The sequence below is a fragment of the Bradyrhizobium sp. SSBR45G genome, assembly GCF_030159255.1.
Classification (GTDB): domain Bacteria; phylum Pseudomonadota; class Alphaproteobacteria; order Rhizobiales; family Xanthobacteraceae; genus Bradyrhizobium.
The window spans coordinates 162,343-180,237 of the sequence record NZ_BSCT01000009.1 but is presented as its reverse complement, the minus strand read 5'-3'; the positions used below and the strand labels follow the sequence as shown (position 1 = coordinate 180,237).

Annotated in this window: 17 protein-coding genes; 10 read left to right on the top strand and 7 right to left on the bottom strand. The window is 66.1% G+C overall.

The window, feature by feature from the left end; all coding sequences use genetic code 11:
* Nucleotides 1–47 precede the first annotated feature (47 nt).
* Nucleotides 48–2,822 (bottom strand): PAS domain S-box protein, encoded by a 2,775-nt coding sequence (locus QQL87_RS14430; protein ID WP_284419063.1) that lies wholly within the window; start codon nucleotides 2,820–2,822, stop codon nucleotides 48–50.
* Between the two features lie 237 nt (nucleotides 2,823–3,059).
* Here QQL87_RS14430 and QQL87_RS14425 point away from each other — a divergent pair, with 237 nt between their 5' ends.
* Nucleotides 3,060–3,458, top strand: a complete 399-nt coding sequence (locus QQL87_RS14425; RefSeq protein WP_284419064.1) for a response regulator — start codon at nucleotides 3,060–3,062, stop codon at nucleotides 3,456–3,458.
* A 149-nt stretch (nucleotides 3,459–3,607) separates the two neighbouring features.
* On the opposite strand, the gene QQL87_RS14420 is transcribed toward QQL87_RS14425, so the two are convergent.
* The 5 genes from QQL87_RS14420 to QQL87_RS14400 all read right to left on the bottom strand — a co-directional run bounded on the left by QQL87_RS14420 (nucleotide 3,608) and on the right by QQL87_RS14400 (nucleotide 8,721).
* Entirely contained in the window at nucleotides 3,608–4,726 is a 1,119-nt protein-coding gene (locus QQL87_RS14420) for a branched-chain amino acid ABC transporter substrate-binding protein (RefSeq protein ID WP_284419065.1), read from the bottom strand.
* Between the two features lie 165 nt (nucleotides 4,727–4,891).
* Entirely contained in the window at nucleotides 4,892–5,623 is a 732-nt protein-coding gene (locus tag QQL87_RS14415) for an ABC transporter ATP-binding protein (RefSeq protein WP_284419066.1), read from the bottom strand.
* Nucleotides 5,620–6,453, bottom strand: a complete 834-nt coding sequence (locus tag QQL87_RS14410) for an ABC transporter ATP-binding protein (protein ID WP_284419067.1) — start codon at nucleotides 6,451–6,453, stop codon at nucleotides 5,620–5,622. Before QQL87_RS14410 ends, QQL87_RS14415 begins: the two co-directional genes overlap by 4 nt.
* Entirely contained in the window at nucleotides 6,450–7,790 is a 1,341-nt protein-coding gene (gene livM / locus QQL87_RS14405) for a high-affinity branched-chain amino acid ABC transporter permease LivM (protein WP_284419068.1), read from the bottom strand. The genes QQL87_RS14410 and livM overlap by 4 nt, the downstream gene beginning before the upstream one ends.
* Before the next feature lie 13 nt (nucleotides 7,791–7,803).
* Complete coding sequence (locus QQL87_RS14400) at nucleotides 7,804–8,721, bottom strand: ABC transporter permease subunit (protein ID WP_284419069.1); 918 nt, start codon at nucleotides 8,719–8,721, stop codon at nucleotides 7,804–7,806.
* A 440-nt stretch (nucleotides 8,722–9,161) separates the two neighbouring features.
* Here QQL87_RS14400 and QQL87_RS14395 point away from each other — a divergent pair, with 440 nt between their 5' ends.
* Nucleotides 9,162–9,704: a hypothetical protein gene (locus tag QQL87_RS14395; protein WP_284419070.1), complete on the top strand. Its 543-nt coding sequence runs from the start codon at nucleotides 9,162–9,164 to the stop codon at nucleotides 9,702–9,704.
* Here QQL87_RS14395 and pcaD read toward each other — a convergent pair whose 3' ends face one another.
* The gene (gene pcaD / locus QQL87_RS14390) at nucleotides 9,705–10,487 is read right to left on the bottom strand and encodes a 3-oxoadipate enol-lactonase (protein WP_284419071.1); all 783 of its coding nucleotides are present in this window, start codon (nucleotides 10,485–10,487) and stop codon (nucleotides 9,705–9,707) included. It lies immediately after the preceding gene.
* 232 nt (nucleotides 10,488–10,719) lie between these two features.
* On the opposite strand from pcaD, the gene QQL87_RS14385 reads away from it, so the two are divergent.
* The 8 genes from QQL87_RS14385 to QQL87_RS14350 all read left to right on the top strand — a co-directional run bounded on the left by QQL87_RS14385 (nucleotide 10,720) and on the right by QQL87_RS14350 (nucleotide 17,670).
* Nucleotides 10,720–11,166 carry an SRPBCC family protein gene (locus QQL87_RS14385; RefSeq protein WP_284419072.1) on the top strand — a complete coding sequence of 149 codons (447 nt, stop codon included), beginning with the start codon at nucleotides 10,720–10,722 and terminating at the stop codon, nucleotides 11,164–11,166.
* Nucleotides 11,167–11,338: 172 nt separating this feature from the next.
* Nucleotides 11,339–11,824 (top strand): (2Fe-2S)-binding protein, encoded by a 486-nt coding sequence (locus QQL87_RS14380; protein ID WP_284419073.1) that lies wholly within the window; start codon nucleotides 11,339–11,341, stop codon nucleotides 11,822–11,824.
* Nucleotides 11,825–11,870: 46 nt separating this feature from the next.
* Nucleotides 11,871–12,728: an FAD binding domain-containing protein gene (locus tag QQL87_RS14375; RefSeq protein ID WP_284419075.1), complete on the top strand. Its 858-nt coding sequence runs from the start codon at nucleotides 11,871–11,873 to the stop codon at nucleotides 12,726–12,728.
* A gap of 34 nt (nucleotides 12,729–12,762) precedes the next feature.
* Complete coding sequence (locus tag QQL87_RS14370) at nucleotides 12,763–13,671, top strand: AAA family ATPase (protein WP_284419076.1); 909 nt, start codon at nucleotides 12,763–12,765, stop codon at nucleotides 13,669–13,671.
* Between the two features lie 134 nt (nucleotides 13,672–13,805).
* Nucleotides 13,806–15,011: a vWA domain-containing protein gene (locus QQL87_RS14365; protein ID WP_284419077.1), complete on the top strand. Its 1,206-nt coding sequence runs from the start codon at nucleotides 13,806–13,808 to the stop codon at nucleotides 15,009–15,011.
* A 26-nt stretch (nucleotides 15,012–15,037) separates the two neighbouring features.
* A complete protein-coding gene (locus QQL87_RS14360; RefSeq protein WP_284419078.1) occupies nucleotides 15,038–15,361 on the top strand; it encodes an XdhC family protein in 324 nt (107 codons plus the stop codon).
* Nucleotides 15,362–15,364: 3 nt separating this feature from the next.
* Entirely contained in the window at nucleotides 15,365–16,066 is a 702-nt protein-coding gene (locus QQL87_RS14355) for an XdhC family protein (protein ID WP_284419079.1), read from the top strand.
* Nucleotides 16,063–17,670 carry an NTP transferase domain-containing protein gene (locus QQL87_RS14350; RefSeq protein WP_284419080.1) on the top strand — a complete coding sequence of 536 codons (1,608 nt, stop codon included), beginning with the start codon at nucleotides 16,063–16,065 and terminating at the stop codon, nucleotides 17,668–17,670. The genes QQL87_RS14355 and QQL87_RS14350 overlap by 4 nt, the downstream gene beginning before the upstream one ends.
* Nucleotides 17,671–17,895 lie beyond the last annotated feature (225 nt).

Genomic DNA, 17,895 nt, shown 5'->3' with positions numbered 1-17,895 from the left:
GATGTTGGTGACCCCGGATGTCGCTGCGCTCATCCGGGCGTCGGGCTTCAACGGTCCAGCGCGATACGGATCATGCGGGCAAGCTCCGCCTTGCGATAGGGCTTGGCCAGCAGCAGGACGCCGGCGTCGAGGCGGCCGTGGTGCACGATCGCGTTCTCCGTGTAGCCCGAGGTGAACAGCGTCTTCAGCGACGGCCGCTGCGCGCGGGCGGCATCGGCGAGCTGCCGCCCGTTCATGCCGCCGGGCATGATGACGTCCGTGAGGAGCAGATCGATCTCCGGATGGTGCTCCAGCACCGCGAGCGCCTCGGCGGCATTGGCCGCAGCGAGGGTCGTGTAGCCGAGGCTGCCGACCTGGGTGACGACGTGCTGGCGCACCAGCGGATCGTCCTCGACGATCAGAATCGTCTCGTCGCCGCCGGTCGCGTTCGGCAGGTGTTGCTCCGCGGTCGCCGCGGGCGTCGCGGTCGAGCGCGGCAGATAGAGCTTGATCGAGGTGCCGTGGCCGACCTCGCTATAGACCTTGATGTGTCCGCCAGACTGCTTGACGAAGCCGAACACCATGCTGAGGCCGAGCCCGGTGCCTTTGCCTACGCCCTTGGTCGAGAAGAAGGGGTCGAACACCTTGTCGAGATAGGCCGGCGGGATGCCGCAGCCGGTGTCGCTCACCGCGATCAACACATAGTCGCCGACGGCGACTTCGGTGTTGGCATGGGCATAGTCCTGGTCGAGCGTGACGTTCGCGGTCTCCAGCGTCAGCTTGCCGCCTTGCGGCATGGCATCGCGTGCATTGAGCGCGAGGTTGACGACCGAGGTGGCGAGCTGGTTCGGATCGGCCAGCGCGGTGCACGGATCGGCGCAGAGGATGCGCTCGATCTCGATATGCTCGCCCAGCGTGGGTCGCAGCAGCGCCGCAGCCTCGATCATCAGCGCGTTGACGTCGAGGTCGGTCGGCTGCAGCGGCTGCTTGCGGGCGAAGGCCAGCAGCTGCCGCGTCAGATGCGCACCGCGATCTGCGGAGTCGTCGATCAGCTTGGCGATCGAGGCGAGCTCCGGCCGTTCGGCGACCGCCTCGGCGAGAATTCCGATACTGCCGGTGATGACGGTGAGGATGTTGTTGAAGTCGTGGGCGACGCCGCCGGTCAGCTGGCCGACCGCCTCCATCTTCTGCGCCTGACGGAACTGCGCCTCGGCGGCACGCTTCTCGGTCAGATCGCGCCCAATGAAGAAATGCCGCTGGACCGGGTCCGACCAGCTTGCCATCCAGTTCAGCACGACGCCGCGGCCCTCCTTGTGCAGCAGCTGCGCCTCGAAATTGTGGATGTCCCGGCCGCGGCGGCAGTCGCGCATCTGGCTGCGAACGATGTCCAGCTCCGGCGGATAGACGAAGTCGCTGGCGTTGCGGCCCACCATCTCCTCGGGCCGGTAACCGAGGATGACTCGCGCGCTCGGGCTGACCTGCATCAAATTGCCGCGGGAATCCGCGATCAGGATCAGGTCCTGCGAGGTTTCGAAGATGCGCCGCCGCTCCTCGGTTTCGCGGGTCAGCGCGGTGCGGGTGCGCTTGCTCTCGGTAATGTCACGCGCGACCTTGGAGGCTCCGATGACAGCGCCGCGTGCGTCGTGAATGGGGGAGATGCTGAGCGAGACCTCGATCGCGTGGCCGTCCTTGTGGCGGCGCACCGTCTCGTGATGCTCGATTGTCTCGCCGCCGCCGATCAGGCTGAGGATGCGATCGACCTCGCTGCGCCGCTCGGGAGGAACGATGAGGCCGATGTCGCTGCCGAGCGCCTCGTCGGCGCCATAGCCGAACAGCTGCTCGGCGGCGCGATTCCACGACGTGATCTTGCCGTGCAGGGTCAGCGTGATGATGGCGTCGTTGGAGGATTCCACCACCGCGCTGAACAGCCGCTCGCGCGCGATGAAGCGCGCCCGCTCGGTTTCGTTCTGCCGGCGCTGCTGTTGCAGCAGCCGCGACAGGCGCCGCTGCAGGCCGACATTGTCCGCGAGCAGCACGCCGAGCACGAAGCTTGCCGCCAGCAGGCCGTAAAGGCGGCCGGCGTAGTAGCCTAAGTCGAATCTGGCAGCATTGAGTAGCGAGGACAGCGACAGATCGAACAGCCAGGCGCACAGCACCACCATCACCCAGAGGTCGAGAATGCTGTGCGGCCGCCGTGACGCCAGCATGACGAGGGCGACCAGCGTCACGCACCAGATGGCTCCGACCACGACCTTCAATGCCGTCGTCGCCGTGTTGTCCTGGATGAGCGCAGGCAGTGCCGCCTCCTGCGCGATCACGGTCCACACCAGCGCCGCCAGCGCGATCGCAATGCCGATGATGGCAAGCGCGAGCGATGCTGCAACGGAGTTGACGGAGACGAGCCGGCTGTTTCGACCGAGCGCGTAGCTGATGACGAACAGCGGGAAGCCGCCGTGCCAGATCATGTAGATCCAGACAGCGCTCTGCGGTCCGGCGCCGAGCAGGCCGGTCGGTGAGTACAGGCCGGGGAAGACGAGCGTGTGCAGCAACGCTGCCGCCGCCGTGAACAGGTAGCCAGAGGCAAGCCACAACAGCGCCCGTGCAGGCAGCAACATGAATTGGGAGAACAGCAGGAACGCCGTGATGAGATCGTTCAGCGCCAGCGCCGACTGGTAGCTCGCCACGAACGCAGGCGCCGCCGGCAGCTGCACCTTGGCGAAGGGAGCGACGGCGGCAAAGACCATGACCGAGACTGCAACAGCAGCGAGTGCTGCGCGTTGGTCCCGACGGGTTGCAGGGGAAGTCGACAGAAGAACTTCGCGAGTATCCTCGATGCTCTGCATCTCCAAAGTCCTGCGCATCGGCCGTCGACGTGCCGAAGCGGCACCGGAACGACAAATGCGCGAAAAAGGAAGTTATTCAATCAAAGGTGGTATGGTGCCAATCTGAAACGTTCGGTACAATGAGTCGCGATTTGAAGTAACTGCACCTTTACCGCAACCGGGATAAATATACCCGTAGTTGTAGCTGATTTCTTTTTATGTTGTAGGCTGTCCAACGAAAAATTTCTGGAGAACTGAATGCCACGTATCCTGGTGGTGGACGATCAGAAGGACGTGCGCGCCATGATCAGCATGGTGCTGCGCGTCAATCAGTTCGATGTGGTCGAAGCGGGAACCGCTCCGGCCGGACTGCAATTGTTCCGTGACCAGACGTTCGACGCCGTGATCGTCGATATCTATCTCGATGATTCCAATGGTCTCGATCTGGTCAGCGACATGCGTGAGCTGGTTCCGGATGTGCCGGTCGTGGCCGTCTCCGGCATGACCGCCTTCGACGGGGCGGCGATGTCGGAGCAGTTGATGCGGGTGGTCTACCTGCAGAAGCCGTTTCGGCCGGGCGAGCTGATGCACGCCGTCGAAATGGCGCGGAATGCCGTGAAGGACAAGAACGCAGCGCTTTCGGCCTGCGCGGGATAAACCCTCGCGCAGACTTCTCGCTGCATCGCACCTGTCGAGAGGGCGGTGCGCCACGGCGAGGCAGTTGTTGCCAGCTCTCAGCAGAACGCCCCGGTGTTTGACCGGGGCGTTTGTGTGTCGGGGGTCTCGAAGCCGTTCAGGCGGGCTGATCAGGAGCCCTTGCCGCCGAGCTCGGCGTAGCCGCCCTTGGCATCCCATTTGTAGACGACGTAGTCGATCTGCTTGATGTCGCCCTTGGCGTCGAAGCCGAGCTTGCCCAGCACGGTGTCCCACTCGCCGGCCTTGATGACCTCCATCACCTTCTTGGCGTCGGTGGTGTTGGCCTTCTTGACGGCCTGCGACCAGACCTGGATCGTGGCGTAGGTGTAGAGCGTGTAGCCCTCGGGGTCGATGTTCTTGGCCTTGAACTTCTCGACGATGGCCTTCGCGGTCGGCTTGTTGCGGGGCTCGGGACCGAAGGTGAACAGCGTGCCCTCGGCGGCCGGGCCGGTGATCGAGGCGAATTCCTTGTCGTTCATCGCATCGCCGGCCATCAGGATGGTCTTCAGACCCTGGTCACGCATCTGACGCAGGATCAGGCCGGCTTCCTGATGATAGCCGCCGACATAGACGAGGTCGATGTTGTCACGCTTCAGGCGCGACACGATCGCGTTGAAGTCCTTGTCGCCCTTGTTGTAGGACTCGAACATCTTCTCGGTGACGCCGGCCTTGTTGAGCGCCTTTTTGGTCTCGTCGGCGAGACCCTTGCCGTAGGTGGTCTTGTCGTTGAGAATCGCGATGTTCTTGCCCTTGAAGTTCTTCGCGATGTAGTTGGCGGCGACCAGGCCCTGCTGGTCGTCACGGCCGCAGACGCGGGCGACGTTCCAGAGCTTGCGCTCGGTGAACAGCGGGTTGGTCGAGGCCGGCGTGATCTGCAGGACGTTGCTGTCAGCATAGGCCTCGGAGGCCGGGATCGACGACGACGAGCAGAAATGGCCGGCGACGAACGGAATGCCGGAGCCGGCGAGCTTCTCGGCGACCGAGCGGGCCTGCTTCGGATCGCAGGCATCGTCACCCACCTGCAGCGCGAGCTTCTTGCCGAGCACGCCGCCGGCAGCATTGAGATCGGCGATCGCCATCTCGGCGCCGTTCTGCATCTGGCGGCCGAAGGCCGACTCGCCGCCGGTCATCGGGCCGGCCACGGCGATGGTGATGTCTTCGGCGCGAGCCGCGGTCGAGAGCGCAAGCGTGGCGCCAAGAGCCAGACCAATGAGTTTGAGTGGTTTCATGAGAAATCCTCGCGGGGTAGGTCGACACGGAACGGCCCGAACGGCGGGCCGCAGACCGCGCGCATTGTGGCTGATTTTCCGCCGAAGTCACCGGCCTTTTTTGTCCCGCCGACGAAGGACTAAGGCCATTTCGGCCGGGTTTTCGCCCTCGCAGCGAGGGCCGCCTCAGTGGCGGCCACCCTCGAGATAGGCGGCGCGGATTTCCGGCCGCTGCAGCAGTTCCGTGCCGGTGCCCGACAGGGTGATCATGCCGTTGACCAGCACGTAGCCGCGATGAGCGAGCTTCAGTGCATGATTGGCGTTCTGCTCGACGATCAGGACGGTCAGTCCGTCCTGCCGGTTGAGGGTGCGGATGGCGTCAAAGATCTGGCGTGCGATCAGCGGCGCGAGGCCGAGCGAGGGCTCGTCGAGCAGCAGCAGCCGCGGCCGGCTCATCAGCGCCCGTCCGATCGCCAGCATCTGCTGCTCGCCGCCGGACAGCGTGCCGCCGCGCTGGTCGACGCGTTCCTTCAGCCGCGGGAAAAGCGCGAATACGCGCTCCAGCGCGTCGGCACGCTGCGCTTCCGTGGTGCCGCCGGCATCCGCGCCCATCTGCAGATTTTCCGCAACGCTCATGCGCGGGAAGATCCGGCGGCCTTCGGGCGACTGGGCGATCTTGAGCCGCGCGATCAGATGTGTCGGCACCTGGGTGATATCGCTGCCGTCATAGACGATGTGGCCGGAACTGGCGCGGGGGCGGCCGAAGATCGACATCATCAGGGTCGATTTGCCGGCGCCATTGGCACCGATCAGCGCGACGATCTCGCCGGCCTTGATGTTGAGGTCGACGCCTTTCAGCGCTTCGATCTTGCCATAGGAGGCGCGCAGATTGCGGATCTCGAGCAGGGGAGCGCTCACGCTTCGGCCTCCAGCACGGCCGCGGCCTCTTCCTCGTCGGTGCCGAGATAGGCGGCGATGACCTTCGGATCGTCGCGGATCTCGCGCGGCGTGCCCTCGGCGATCTTGACGCCGTAGTCCATCACGACGACGCGGTCGGAGATCTCCATCACCACGCTCATGTCGTGCTCGATCAGCAGGATCGACGTGCCATGGTCGGACCGGATCGACAGCAGCAGCTCGCTCAAGGCGCCGCTCTCGCGGGCGTTGAGACCGGCGGCCGGCTCGTCGAGGCACAGCAAGGATGGCGCCGTGCACATCGCGCGGGCGATCTCGAGCCGCCGCTGGTCGCCATAGGCGAAATTGCCGGCGGCATCGTCGGCGCGGTCGAGCAGGCCGACGCGCTTCAGCCAGAACACCGCGTTGTCGATCGCGCTCTTCTCGGCGGCGCGCCAGGACGGCACGCCGAGCAGGCCGAGCAGGGTGAAGCCCGACGCGCGCATCAGCGCGTTGTGCTGCGCGACCATCAGGTTCTCGAGCGCCGTCATGCCTGGAAACAGCCGGATGTTCTGGAACGTGCGCGCCACCTTGGCCTGCTTGGAGATGTTGAAGTCCTTCAGCTTCTGCATCTCGAACTGCGTGCCGTCGTCATGCGTCAGGCGGATGACGCCGGAGGTCGGCTTGTAGAAGCCGGTGATGCAGTTGAACACGGTGGTCTTGCCAGCGCCGTTGGGGCCGATCAGCGCCGTGATCTGCCCGCGCGCCGCGGAAAACGACAGCGCATTGACGGCAACGATGCCGCCGAAGCGCATGGTGAGGTTTTCGAGCGCGAGAATGGGAGCGGAGCTCATCCGTGGCCTTCCTTGACGAGGTCCGAAGAGATGCTCTTGGATTTTTCGAGGAACACGGTCGGCGAGCGGTGGCCGACGATGCCGCGGGGACGCCAGATCATCACCAGCACCATGGCGAGACCGAACACCAGCATGCGGTAGACCTCGAGGCTCCTGAACAGCTCGAAGCCGCCGATCATCGCGAGCGCGGCCAGCGCCACGCCGAGCTGCGATCCCATGCCGCCAAGCACGACGATCGCGAGCACCAGCGCCGATTCCTGGAAAGTGAAGGATTCCGGGCTGATGAAGCCCTGGCGGGTGGCGAAGAAGGCGCCAGCGAAGCCGCCGAACATGGCGCCGGTCGCGAACGCCGTCAGCTTGGTGGTCGTGATGTTGATGCCGAGCGCGCGGCAGGCGACCTCGTCCTCGCGCAGCGCTTCCCAGGCCCGCCCGATCGGCAGCCGGCGCAGCCGGATCGTGACCCAGTTGGTCAGCAGCGCCAGCGCCAGGATCAGATAGAACAGGAACACGATGCGATGCGTCGGCGAGAACGGAATGCCGAGCAGGGCGGCGAGACCGTCCGGGCCCGGCGTCAGCGGAATGCCGAACAGGCTCGGCCGCGGGATTCCCGAGACGCCGTTGGGACCGCCGGTGACGTCCTGCCAGTTGATCAGCACCAGGCGAATGATCTCGCCGAACGCCAAGGTGACGATGGCGAGATAGTCGCCGCGCAGCCGCAGCACGGGGAAGCCGAGCAGCACGCCCCAGAACGCGGCGAGGATGCCGGCGAGCGGCAGGCAGATCCAGAACGACAGCCCGAACGTGGTCGACAGCAGGCCGTAGGAGTAGGCGCCGACGGCGTAGAAGGCGACATATCCGAGGTCGAGCAGGCCGGCGAGGCCGACCACGACGTTGAGGCCCCAGCCGAGCATCACATAGGTGAGGACGAGGATGCCGAGGTCGAGAATGTAGCGCTGATTGTAGAAGATCACCGGCACGAGGAAGGTGAAGATCAGCAGCGCCGGCGCGACGTAGCGGCCGGCAACCGACAGGCCGCTGTTGACGGAGGACGGCACGAAGCTGCCCAGCCCGCCGCGCGGGCCGAGCCAGAGCCGCAGCAGCTCGACCACGATCGAGCCGACGAACACCGCGCCCACCAGGCTGGCGAGCTCGCCGAAGCGGGTCCAGTACTCCAACTGGCCGCTCTGGCCGGCTTCGGTGCGGACACCGACCATCAGCGAGAACAGGCCGAGAGCGACCAGCGCGCTGAGGACGGCCTTCCTGAGGATGAACGCGGCTCCGATGGGCTCGGAGCCATTCGAAGCGGCAGGCGAAGAGGCGGGAGGGGACGCGCTCACACGGGCTCCATCATCAGACTTTTTCGACTTCCGGCCGGCCCAAGAGGCCGGTGGGCAGGAAGATCAACACCACGATGAGGATCGAGAACGCTGCGACGTCCTTGTATTCGACGGAGAAATAGGCCGACCAGAACGTCTCGATCAAGCCGATGGCGAGACCGCCGAGCATCGCGCCCGGCAGCGAGCCGATGCCGCCGAGCACCGCCGCCGTGAACGCCTTGATGCCGGCGACGAAGCCCATGAAGAAATCGACCAGGCCGTAATACAGCAGGTACATCATGCCGGCGACGGCAGCGAGCGCAGCGCCGATCACGAAGGTCATCGAGATGGTGCGGTCGACGTCGACGCCGAGCAGCGCCGCCATGGTCTGGTCCTGCTCGCAGGCGCGCATGTCGCGGCCGAGCCGTGTGCGCGACACCAGCCAGGTGAATAGCCCCAGCAGCACGATGGTCGTGATCACGACGACGATCTGGATGTTGGAGAGCTGAACCACGAAGCCGCTCGCGCCCTCGTGCAGGGTGTAGCCGCCGGTGACGATCGGCGGCACCGGCTTGACGCGCGCGCCCTGCGAGACCTGCGAGAAGTTCGTCAGCACGAACGACATGCCGATCGCCGACAGCATCGGCGCCAGCCGGAAGGAATGCCGCAGCGGCCGATAGGCGATACGCTCGATGGTCCAGCCATACAGCGCGGTGATGGCCATGGAGACCAGCAGCACGATCAGCAGGATGACCGGGACCACAGTGAGGCCGATCGACACCAGGACCAGGAACGAGATCAGTGCGATGAAGCCGCCGATCATGAAGACGTCGCCATGGGCAAAATTGATCATGCCGACGATGCCGTAGACCATGGTGTATCCGATGGCGATCAGGCCGTAGATCGAGCCGAGGACGAGGCCGTTGATGAGCTGCTGTGCGAAATAATCCATGAACTGCCGTTTGAGACTGCCGAGACAGGAACTTCCGAGACCGGTTCGCAACGCGGCGGGGGCCTTGCGGAACGGATGCATCCCGCATCCGCGGCCGAAGGCGGCGCGTGGTCAAGTACTAACAGCTCGGAACCGGGTGCCGCAACAGCGTGCAGTGCCACAATTGCGGGCTTATCCCGCCTGCTTTGATGGCGCGGGTTCCATGGCCGGGCGGTTCCCGCATGAGTTGCGCCGTAGATCCGGATGAGCCGCAGCTTGCGCCCTTTCGGCTTCGGCTGTCGCTCATGCGAGCGACGGGCTTCGGGAGCTAGCCGGGCCCGGAGCGGGGCCGGCCCGTTAAGGTAAACAAAGGGTTTAAATTGCCCGGTGCATTTGCCGCGCGTTAGCACGTCTGGAACCCGCCGAACGAGCGGGTCGCGGGATGCAAAGGCGGGCGTGGGATGATCAAAAATTGCGTGATCAGGAATTGGCGGCTCAGCTGTTTGAACGGGGTGCTGCTGGCGCTGTATTTCGTTCCGGCCTGGACCGTCATCGCCTTCCAGATCATGGTGTCGCCGATCCAGGCGCTGTTCGCGCGGCCGAATATCGCGGTCGCGCTGTTCATCAGCGACCACCTGCATCTGTCGGGTATCGAGACGGTGCGGGCCGCCTGGCTGCTCGCGCTGGCGCGACTGACGGTCGCAGGCTTCTTCGCGATGTTCCTGGTGCTGATCCTCGTACCGCGGGTCCGAAAAGTGGCGGGCTATGTCGAGGCGCTGTCGATCGGGCTCGGCCTCGGCAGCATGCTCGCCTTCTTCAGCATGATCATGGCGGCGAAGGTCGGCGAGCCGCAGGCGCTGCGCCTGCATGCCACCGAACTGCTGATGCTGCTGGGAACGGCCATCGTCATGCTGGTGGAGAAGCCGGCGGCGCCGGCGAGTTCGTCGTCCCAGACAGCGGCCCCGGCCATGACCGCTGAGCATTCGGCCCAGCCCAGCACGTGATCAGCGCTGCGTCAGAAAGCCCAGCACGGCGTCGTTGAACGGGCCCGCCGCTTCGACGTTCGAGATGTGCGCGGCGTCGACGATGGTCATGCTGGCACCGGTGATGCGGCTGCGAATCGCTTCCGCCATCGAGATCGGCGTCGATTTGTCGTAGCGGCCGGCCACGACCAGCGTCGGGCTCCTGATGCTCTGCAGATCGTCGCGCAGATCGAGCCTGCTCAAGGCCTCGCAGCTCGCGAGATAACCCTCGACCGGAGTCGCCAGCAGCATCGCCTTCATGCGATCGGCGATATCCGGATGTTGACCGCGAAACTCCTCCGTCAGCCAGCCGGCGATGACCGCGTCGGCGACGGCAGCGAGCCCGCCGTCCTTGACCGCCTTGATCCGCGCATCCCAGATCGCCGGATCGGGGTAGTAGCAGGTGGTGTTGGCGAGCACGAGCTTGCCGATCCGCGCGGGGGCGTGGGCCGCGAGCCACTGCCCGACCATGCCGCCCATCGAGATGCCGCACCAGTGCACCTTCTCGATGTTGAGGTCGTCGAGAACAGCCAGGGCATCGCGCCCGAATCGCTCGATGGAGTAGGGGCCGGGGGTGACCTGTGACTTGCCATGGCCGCGGCGGTCATAGCGGATGACGCGAAACACCTGCGTGAAGGCGCGCATCTGCGGCTCCCACATCTGCAGGGTCGAGCCGAGCGAGTTCGACAGCATCAGGGTCGGCCCGCCATCGCGGCCCTCGACGGTGACATTCAGCAGGCATCCGTCGGCATCGATCATCGGCATGGGCGGAATCCTTGTCGCGGGCGGCTGGTTCGCCGGGTGAATCGTGCAGATTCGATGGCGAACTAACCATCGCGGGCGCCGTCTGCCAATCAAAACCGGAGGCCGGCGAGATCCGGATTGCTGCGGTGCTCCCGCTTTTCTGCAACGCTTCCGGGCGCTGCTCGCCCTTTCTTTTGGGCGTTCGGTGCTTTACTTGAATGCCTCTAACCGCGCCAATCCGGGGGAGATGCTCATGGCAATGACGATGACGGGCGAGGTCCAGCTGGCCGCTCCGCGCGAGCAGGTCTGGGACAAGCTGAATGATCCGGAGGTCCTCAAGACCTGCATTCCCGGTTGCGAGGAACTGGAGAGGACCGAGGATGGTGGTCTTCGTGCCGTCGCCAAGATGAAGGTCGGACCGGTCTCGGCGCGCTTCAAGGGCAAGGTCACCCTGAGCGATCTCGACCCGCCGAACGGCTACAAGATCTCCGGTGAAGGCGAGGGCGGCGTCGCGGGTTTCGCCAAGGGTGGCGCGGTCGTCGCGCTCGCGGAGAAGGACGGCGGCACCTTGCTGACCTACAACGTCGAGGCGCAGATCGGCGGCAAACTGGCGCAGCTCGGCCAGCGCCTTATCAACGGTACGGCCAAGAAACTGGCCGACGAATTCTTCGCAAACTTTGCCAAGGCCGTCCAAGGCTGAGCGTTGTTGAGGGACGGGCTTGGGCCGGCGGGCCAGGCCTCACCGCAACGGACCTATGCGCTGCCGGGGCCGAGGTTGCCCGCCGCCGGGAGCGCCCATATGATGGTTTTCGACTGATTTTGCTGGGCTGCGCTGCAGTGCAACGCTGTGCGCGGATAATAGAGAGTCCTGAATGGCCAAGATTTCCATGATTGTGAACGGTAATCCCGTCACGGCAAATGTCGACCCGCGGACGCTGCTCGTGCAGTTCCTGCGCGAGAACCTGCGCCTCACCGGCACGCATGTCGGCTGCGACACCTCGCAATGCGGCGCCTGCGTCGTCCATCTCGATGGCAAGGCCGTGAAGTCCTGCACGACCTTGGCTGTGATGGCCGATGGTCACGAGGTGAGAACCATCGAGGGGCTGGCTGCTGATGGCGCGCCGCTGCATCCGATGCAGGAAGCGTTTCGCGAGCACCATGGTCTGCAATGCGGCTTCTGCACGCCCGGCATGATCATGACCGCGGTCGACCTCGTGCACCGCAAGGGCCACGACCTCAGCGACGAGACCATCCGCGAGGAGCTCGAGGGTAATCTCTGCCGCTGCACCGGCTATCAGAACATCGTCCAATCGATTGCCGCCGGCGCCAAGGCGATGGCCAAGTCGGACCTCGCCTAAACGTCGGATCCCGCCTCAGTCGCCCCGCCGCGCACAGGACATTTCCATGTACGAATTCAAATATCATCGGCCGGCCACCGTGCGCCAGGCCGCCAATCTGCTCACCAAGAACGAGGACGCCAAGCTGGTCGCGGGCGGCCACACGCTGGTGCCGGTCATGAAGCAGCGGCTCGCGAGCCCCCCGCATCTGGTCGATCTCTCCCATGTCGAAGGCCTCGACACGATCGAGGTGAAGGGCCGCAACCTCGTGATCGGCGCCATGGCGCGTCACGCCGAGGTGGCGAACTCCGCCACGGTGGGTGAGGCAATTCCGGCGCTGGCGCATCTCGCCGGCCTGATCGGCGACCCCGCGGTGCGCCATCGCGGCACCATCGGCGGCTCGATCGCCAACAACGATCCGACCGCGGATTATCCCGCCGCCTGCCTCGCGCTCGGCGCGACCATCGTCACCAACAAGCGCAAGCTGAAGGCCGAGGAGTTCTTCCAGGGCCTGTTCACGACCGCGCTGGAGCCGGACGAGATCATCACCAAGGTGAGCTTCCCGCTGGCCAAGAAGGCCGCCTACGTGAAATTCCGCAACCAGGCCTCGCGCTACGCGCTGGTCGGCGTGTTCGTCGCGCGGCGTCCGTCGGACGTCCGCGTCGCCGTCACTGGCGCCGGCGGCAATGGCGTGTTTCGCGTGACCGCCTTCGAGGAGGCGCTGCAGAAGCGCTTCTCGCCGAAGGTGCTGGACGGCATTGCGGTCTCGGCCGACGGCCTCAACAGCGACATCCACGGCAGCGCCGAATATCGCGCCCACCTGATCGGCGTGCTCGCGCGCCGCGCGGTCGATGCCGCCAATGCCGGGGCCAAGACCACGTCTGGATCGGAAGGAGCCGCCGAACCGGAGGCTCCGGCTTCGTGACATCAGCGTGAAGCCGAAGGAAGCGGTCCCGCCCATGAGTGCTCCGGCCCTGCCAGCATCCGTCGATGCGATGCTCGAATTGTTGTCCTCGCGCGGCTATCTGGCCGAGCGGGCGCTGGCGACGGTGACCTATCTGTCGCTGCGCATGGGCCGGCCGCTGTTCCTCGAAGGCGAGGCCGGCGTCGGCAAGACCGAGATCGCCAAGGTGCTGTCGGCGGCGCTGGGGCGGAAGCTGATCCGCCTGCAGTGCTATGAAGGCCTCGACGTCTCCTCAGCGGTCTACGAGTGGAATTCGGCGGCGCAGATGATCGCGATCCGGCTGGCGGAAGCCGGCGGCGATGTCGATCGTGACCAGCTGACGTCGGACATCTTCGCCGACCGCTTTCTGATCAAGCGCCCGCTGCTGCAGGCGCTGGAGCCGGATGTCGCCGGCGCGCCGGTGCTGCTGATCGACGAACTCGACCGTGCCGACGAGGCGTTCGAGGCCTATCTGCTGGAGATCCTCTCCGACTTCCAGGTCACGATCCCCGAGTTCGGCACCGTCAAGGCGCCGCATCCGCCGATCGTCATCATCACCTCCAACCGCACGCGCGAGATCCACGACGCGCTCAAGCGGCGCTGCCTGTATCACTGGGTCGACTATCCCTCCGCCGAGCGCGAGCTCGCCATCGTCAGGACGCGGCTGCCCGGCATCTCGCAGCGGCTGTCGCAGCAGGTCGTGCGGTTCGTGCAGGCGCTGCGTGACCAGGACTTCTACAAGTCGCCGGGCGTCGCCGAGACGCTGGACTGGGCGACCGCACTGACCGAGCTCGACGCGCGCTCGCTCAATGCCGAGGTCGTCGGCGACACGCTGGGCGCGCTGTTGAAGTATCAGGACGACATCGCCCGGATGCAGGGCGATGCGTTGCAGAAGGTGATCAAGGACGCGACCAGCGAGACTTGAGCCGAGGTCGCGCAACAACAAAGGTCGTCATTCCGGGGCGCCCGGAGGGCGAGCCCGGAATCCATACTCGCGATCGTGGTTATGGATTCCGGGCCCATGCTTCGCATGTCCCGGAATGACGAGGGGATAGAGCCGTGCCCACCAGCATCAATCACCTCGCGCCGCCGACCGGCGGCATCGCCGACAACATCGCGGGCTTCGCGCGGGCCTTGCGCGCCGCCGGGCTGCCCGTCGGCCCCGGCGCCGTCATCGATGCCATGTCCGCGCTCGAGGTCATCGACATCGGCAAACGTTCCGACGTGTTCACCACGCTCGAATCGATCTTCGTCAAGCGCCACGAGCATGCGCTGATCTTCGCCCAGGCCTTCGACCTGTTCTTCCGTCCCGCCGAGGAATGGAAGTCGATGCTCGATTCGGTGCCGCTGCCGGACCACGCCAAGAAGAAGCCGCCGCCGGCCTCGCGCCGGGTGCAGGAGGCGATGTCGCAGCCGCAGACGCATGAGGAGCCGAAAGCCCAGGAACAGGAGCTGCGGCTGGCGGTGTCCGACCGCGAGGTGCTGCAGAAAAAGGACTTTGCGCAGATGAGCGCGGCCGAGATCGCCGAGGTCGCGCGCGCCATCGCCAAGATGCGGCTGCCGCAGGCCGAGCTGAAGACCCGCCGCCACACCGCCGATCCGCGGGGACATCGCATCGACATGCGCAAGACGCTGCGGCAGGCGCTGCGCACCGAGGGCGAGATCATCAATTTCCATCGCTTAGGGAGAATCGAGAAGCCGGCGCCGATTGTGGCGCTGCTCGACATCTCCGGCTCGATGAGCGAGTACACCCGCCTGTTCCTGCATTTCCTGCATGCCATCACCGACGCGCGCAAGCGCGTCTCAGTGTTCCTGTTCGGCACCCGGCTGACGAACGTCACGCGGGCGCTGCGGCAGCGCGACCCCGACGAGGCGCTGGCGAGCTGCTCGGCCAATGTCGAGGACTGGGCCGGCGGCACGAGAATCGCGACCTCGCTGCAGACCTTCAACAAGCAATGGGCGCGCCGCGTGCTCGGGCAGGGCGCGATCGTTCTCCTGATCTCCGACGGGCTGGAGCGCGAGGCCGACAGCAAGCTCGCCTTCGAGATGGACCGGCTGCACCGCTCCTGCCGCCGGCTGATCTGGCTCAACCCGCTGCTGCGCTATTCGGGGTTCGAGGCCAAGGCGCAGGGCATCAAAACCATGCTGCCCCACGTTGACGAATTCCGCCCCGTACATAACTTGACCTCGATCGAGACGCTGATCTCGGCGCTGTCATCGCCGCTCCCGCCGCACATCAGCCGCGTGATCCGGCCCGCCGCCTGAGGCACGTCCTTCCGAAGGAGACAGCCATGCTCAACCGTGACGAAGACATCCTCAAGGCCGCGGAGGACTGGCATAAATCCGGCCACGGCGTCGCGCTCGCTACGGTGGTCGAGACGTGGGGCTCGGCGCCACGCCCGGTCGGCTCCAACCTCGTCATCAATGATGACGGCACCTTCCTGGGCTCGGTGTCCGGCGGCTGCGTGGAGGGCGCGGTCGTGACAGAGGCGCTCGACGTGATCTCCAGCGGCCAGCCCAAGATGCTGGAGTTCGGCGTCGCCGACGAGACCGCCTGGAATGTCGGGCTGTCCTGTGGCGGCACCATCCGCGTGTTCGTCGAGAAGGTGGGCTGAGAGATGCAGCTTGCAACGCTTGCCCAGCTCAATGTCGAGCGCGCCGCGCGCCGCGCGGCCATCCTCGTCACCGACGTCGCTTCCGGAGAGCAACGCCTGGTCAAGGCCGCCGACATCGCTGCCGATCCCTTGCGCAACGAATTGTCCACGCAGCTGCGGATGGGCAAGAGCGGCATGGTCGAGGCTGGCGGCAAACGGCTGTTCCTGAATGTCTACGCGCCGACGGCGCGGCTCGTGATCGTCGGCGCCGTCCATATCAGCCAGGCCTTGGCGCCGATCGCCAAGTCGCTCGGCTATGACGTGACCGTCATCGACCCGCGCACGGCCTTCGCCAGTCCCGAGCGTTTCCCCGACGTGCCGCTGATTGCCGAATGGCCCGACGTGGCGCTGTCGCCGCTCAACGTCGATCGCTACACCGCGTTCGTCGCGCTGACGCACGATCCCAAGATCGATGATCCGGCCCTGCTGCACGCCTTTGCGCGCGACTGCTTCTACATCGGCGCGCTGGGCTCGCGGAAGACGCACGCCAAGCGCGGCGACCGTCTGCGCGCGCAAGGTGCCAGCGATGCCGACATCGCCCGCATCCATGCGCCGATCGGGCTCGCCATCGGCGCGGTGTCGCCGTCGGAGATCGCAGTCTCGATCATGGCCGAGATCACCGCCACCTTGCGTTTGCCAGCCAAGGAAAAAGAGCAGGCGGCATGAAGTTCGGTCCTGCCAGTCCGGCTGAGGCGATCGGCGGGGTGACGGTTCACACCCTGCGCAAGGGATCATTGGTGCTCAAGAAGGGCACCTTGATCGGTCCCGCCGAAGTCGAGGCGCTGGTCAGGGAAGGCGTCAGGGAGATCGTCGTCGTCCGGCTCGAGCCGGGCGACGTCTCGGAGGACGAGGCGGCGGCTGACGTCGCCAAGGTCGTGGCGGGCGAGGGCATTCACGTCGACCGTGCCTTCACCGGCCGCGCCAATCTGTTCGCGGCGCATGCCGGCGTGCTGGTCGTCGACCGCGCCGCAGTCGACCGCATCAACGAGGTCGACGAGGCCATCACCGTCGCGACCTTGCCGGCCTACAAGGCGGTGGTCGAAGGCGAGATGGTCGGCACCGTCAAGCTGATCCCGTTCGGCGTCGAAGGCCGCCTGCGCGATGCCGCCGTGGCGGCGGCAGGCAAGGACGCGCTCCGCATCGCGCCCTATGTCGTCAAGCGCGTCGGCGTGGTCTCGACGCTGCTTCCCGGGCTGGCGCCGAAGGTCATCGACAAGACGCTGCGCGTGACCGCCGAGCGGCTGGCGCCGGCCGGCGCTGCCATCATCGCCGAACGCCGGGTGCCGCATGAGCAGGCCGCGCTGGCTGAAGCGATCAAGCAGCTGCTGGCGCTCGGCGCCGAGCTCGTCATCGTGTTCGGCGCTTCCGCGATCGCCGACCGCCGCGACGTGATCCCGGCTGCCATCACCGGCATCGGCGGCGCCATCGCGCATTTCGGCATGCCGGTCGATCCCGGCAATCTGCTGCTGATCGGCAGCGCCGGCGGCGTGCCGGTGCTGGGCGCGCCAGGCTGTGCGCGCTCGCCGGCCGAGAACGGCTTCGACTGGGTGCTGATGCGGCTCTTGGCCGGCATCAAGGTCACGCGCGCCGAGCTCACCGCGATGGGCGTCGGCGGCTTGCTGATGGAAATCGTGACGCGGCCGCAGCCGCGCGCCAAGCCGGAGGAAGCCGTGAGCGAACACAAGGTGGCCGCGGTGGTGCTCGCCGCGGGACGCTCGACCCGCATGGGCGGGCCGAACAAGCTCTTGGCCGAGCTCGACGGCAGGAAGCTGGTGCGGATCGTGACCGAGCAGGCGCTGGCCTCGAAGGCCAGCGAGGTGATCGTCGTGACCGGCCACCAGGCCGAGCTGGTCGAGCAGGCGCTGTCCGATCTCGACGTCCGCTTCGTCCGCAACCCCGATTTTGCCGGCGGGCTCGCCAGCTCGGTGAAATCCGGCATTGCCGCGGTGCCGGAGGGCATTGATGGCGCCGTGGTCTGCCTCGGCGACATGCCGATGGTGTCCTCCGATCTGCTCGATCGCCTGATCGGCGCCTTCGCGCCGGATCGCGGCAATTTGATCGTCGTGCCGGTCTCTGAAGGGCGCCGCGGCAATCCGGTGCTGTGGTCGCGCCGCTTCTTCGCCGAGCTGATGACGCTCGACGGCGACGTCGGCGCGCGCCACCTGATCGCCAGGCACAGCGAGGCCGTCGCCGAAGTGCCCGTCGACGGCGACAGCGCCTTCCTCGACATCGACACCCCCCAAGCCCTGGAAGCCGCGCGGCGTGGGTAAGTCGGCCCCCGTATGCGGGTCACGCTCTTTCCGCGTCATTCCGGGGCGCGCGCAGCGCGAGCCCGGAATCCATAACCACAGGACGCCATGTGAGGCACGCTGGTGGTTCGGAGCGCGTCTTGCACCATCCACCGGTGGCTATGGATTCCGGGCCCATTCGCGCTGCCTCAAAATGGCTTCGCCATTTTGCGCGCGCATGCCCCGGAATGACGGCGGAGAGGACGT

Coding starts and splice junctions, on each gene's coding strand:
- QQL87_RS14430 (WP_284419063.1), bottom strand. CDS start 2,822: ATGCAGAGCATCGAGGATACTCGCGAAGTTCTTCTGTCGACTTCCCCT.
- QQL87_RS14425 (WP_284419064.1), top strand. CDS start 3,060: ATGCCACGTATCCTGGTGGTGGACGATCAGAAGGACGTGCGCGCCATG.
- QQL87_RS14420 (WP_284419065.1), bottom strand. CDS start 4,726: ATGAAACCACTCAAACTCATTGGTCTGGCTCTTGGCGCCACGCTTGCG.
- QQL87_RS14410 (WP_284419067.1), bottom strand. CDS start 6,453: ATGAGCTCCGCTCCCATTCTCGCGCTCGAAAACCTCACCATGCGCTTC.
- QQL87_RS14400 (WP_284419069.1), bottom strand. CDS start 8,721: ATGGATTATTTCGCACAGCAGCTCATCAACGGCCTCGTCCTCGGCTCG.
- QQL87_RS14395 (WP_284419070.1), top strand. CDS start 9,162: ATGATCAAAAATTGCGTGATCAGGAATTGGCGGCTCAGCTGTTTGAAC.
- pcaD (WP_284419071.1), bottom strand. CDS start 10,487: ATGCCGATGATCGATGCCGACGGATGCCTGCTGAATGTCACCGTCGAG.
- QQL87_RS14385 (WP_284419072.1), top strand. CDS start 10,720: ATGGCAATGACGATGACGGGCGAGGTCCAGCTGGCCGCTCCGCGCGAG.
- QQL87_RS14380 (WP_284419073.1), top strand. CDS start 11,339: ATGGCCAAGATTTCCATGATTGTGAACGGTAATCCCGTCACGGCAAAT.
- QQL87_RS14375 (WP_284419075.1), top strand. CDS start 11,871: ATGTACGAATTCAAATATCATCGGCCGGCCACCGTGCGCCAGGCCGCC.
- QQL87_RS14370 (WP_284419076.1), top strand. CDS start 12,763: ATGAGTGCTCCGGCCCTGCCAGCATCCGTCGATGCGATGCTCGAATTG.
- QQL87_RS14360 (WP_284419078.1), top strand. CDS start 15,038: ATGCTCAACCGTGACGAAGACATCCTCAAGGCCGCGGAGGACTGGCAT.
- QQL87_RS14355 (WP_284419079.1), top strand. CDS start 15,365: ATGCAGCTTGCAACGCTTGCCCAGCTCAATGTCGAGCGCGCCGCGCGC.
- QQL87_RS14350 (WP_284419080.1), top strand. CDS start 16,063: ATGAAGTTCGGTCCTGCCAGTCCGGCTGAGGCGATCGGCGGGGTGACG.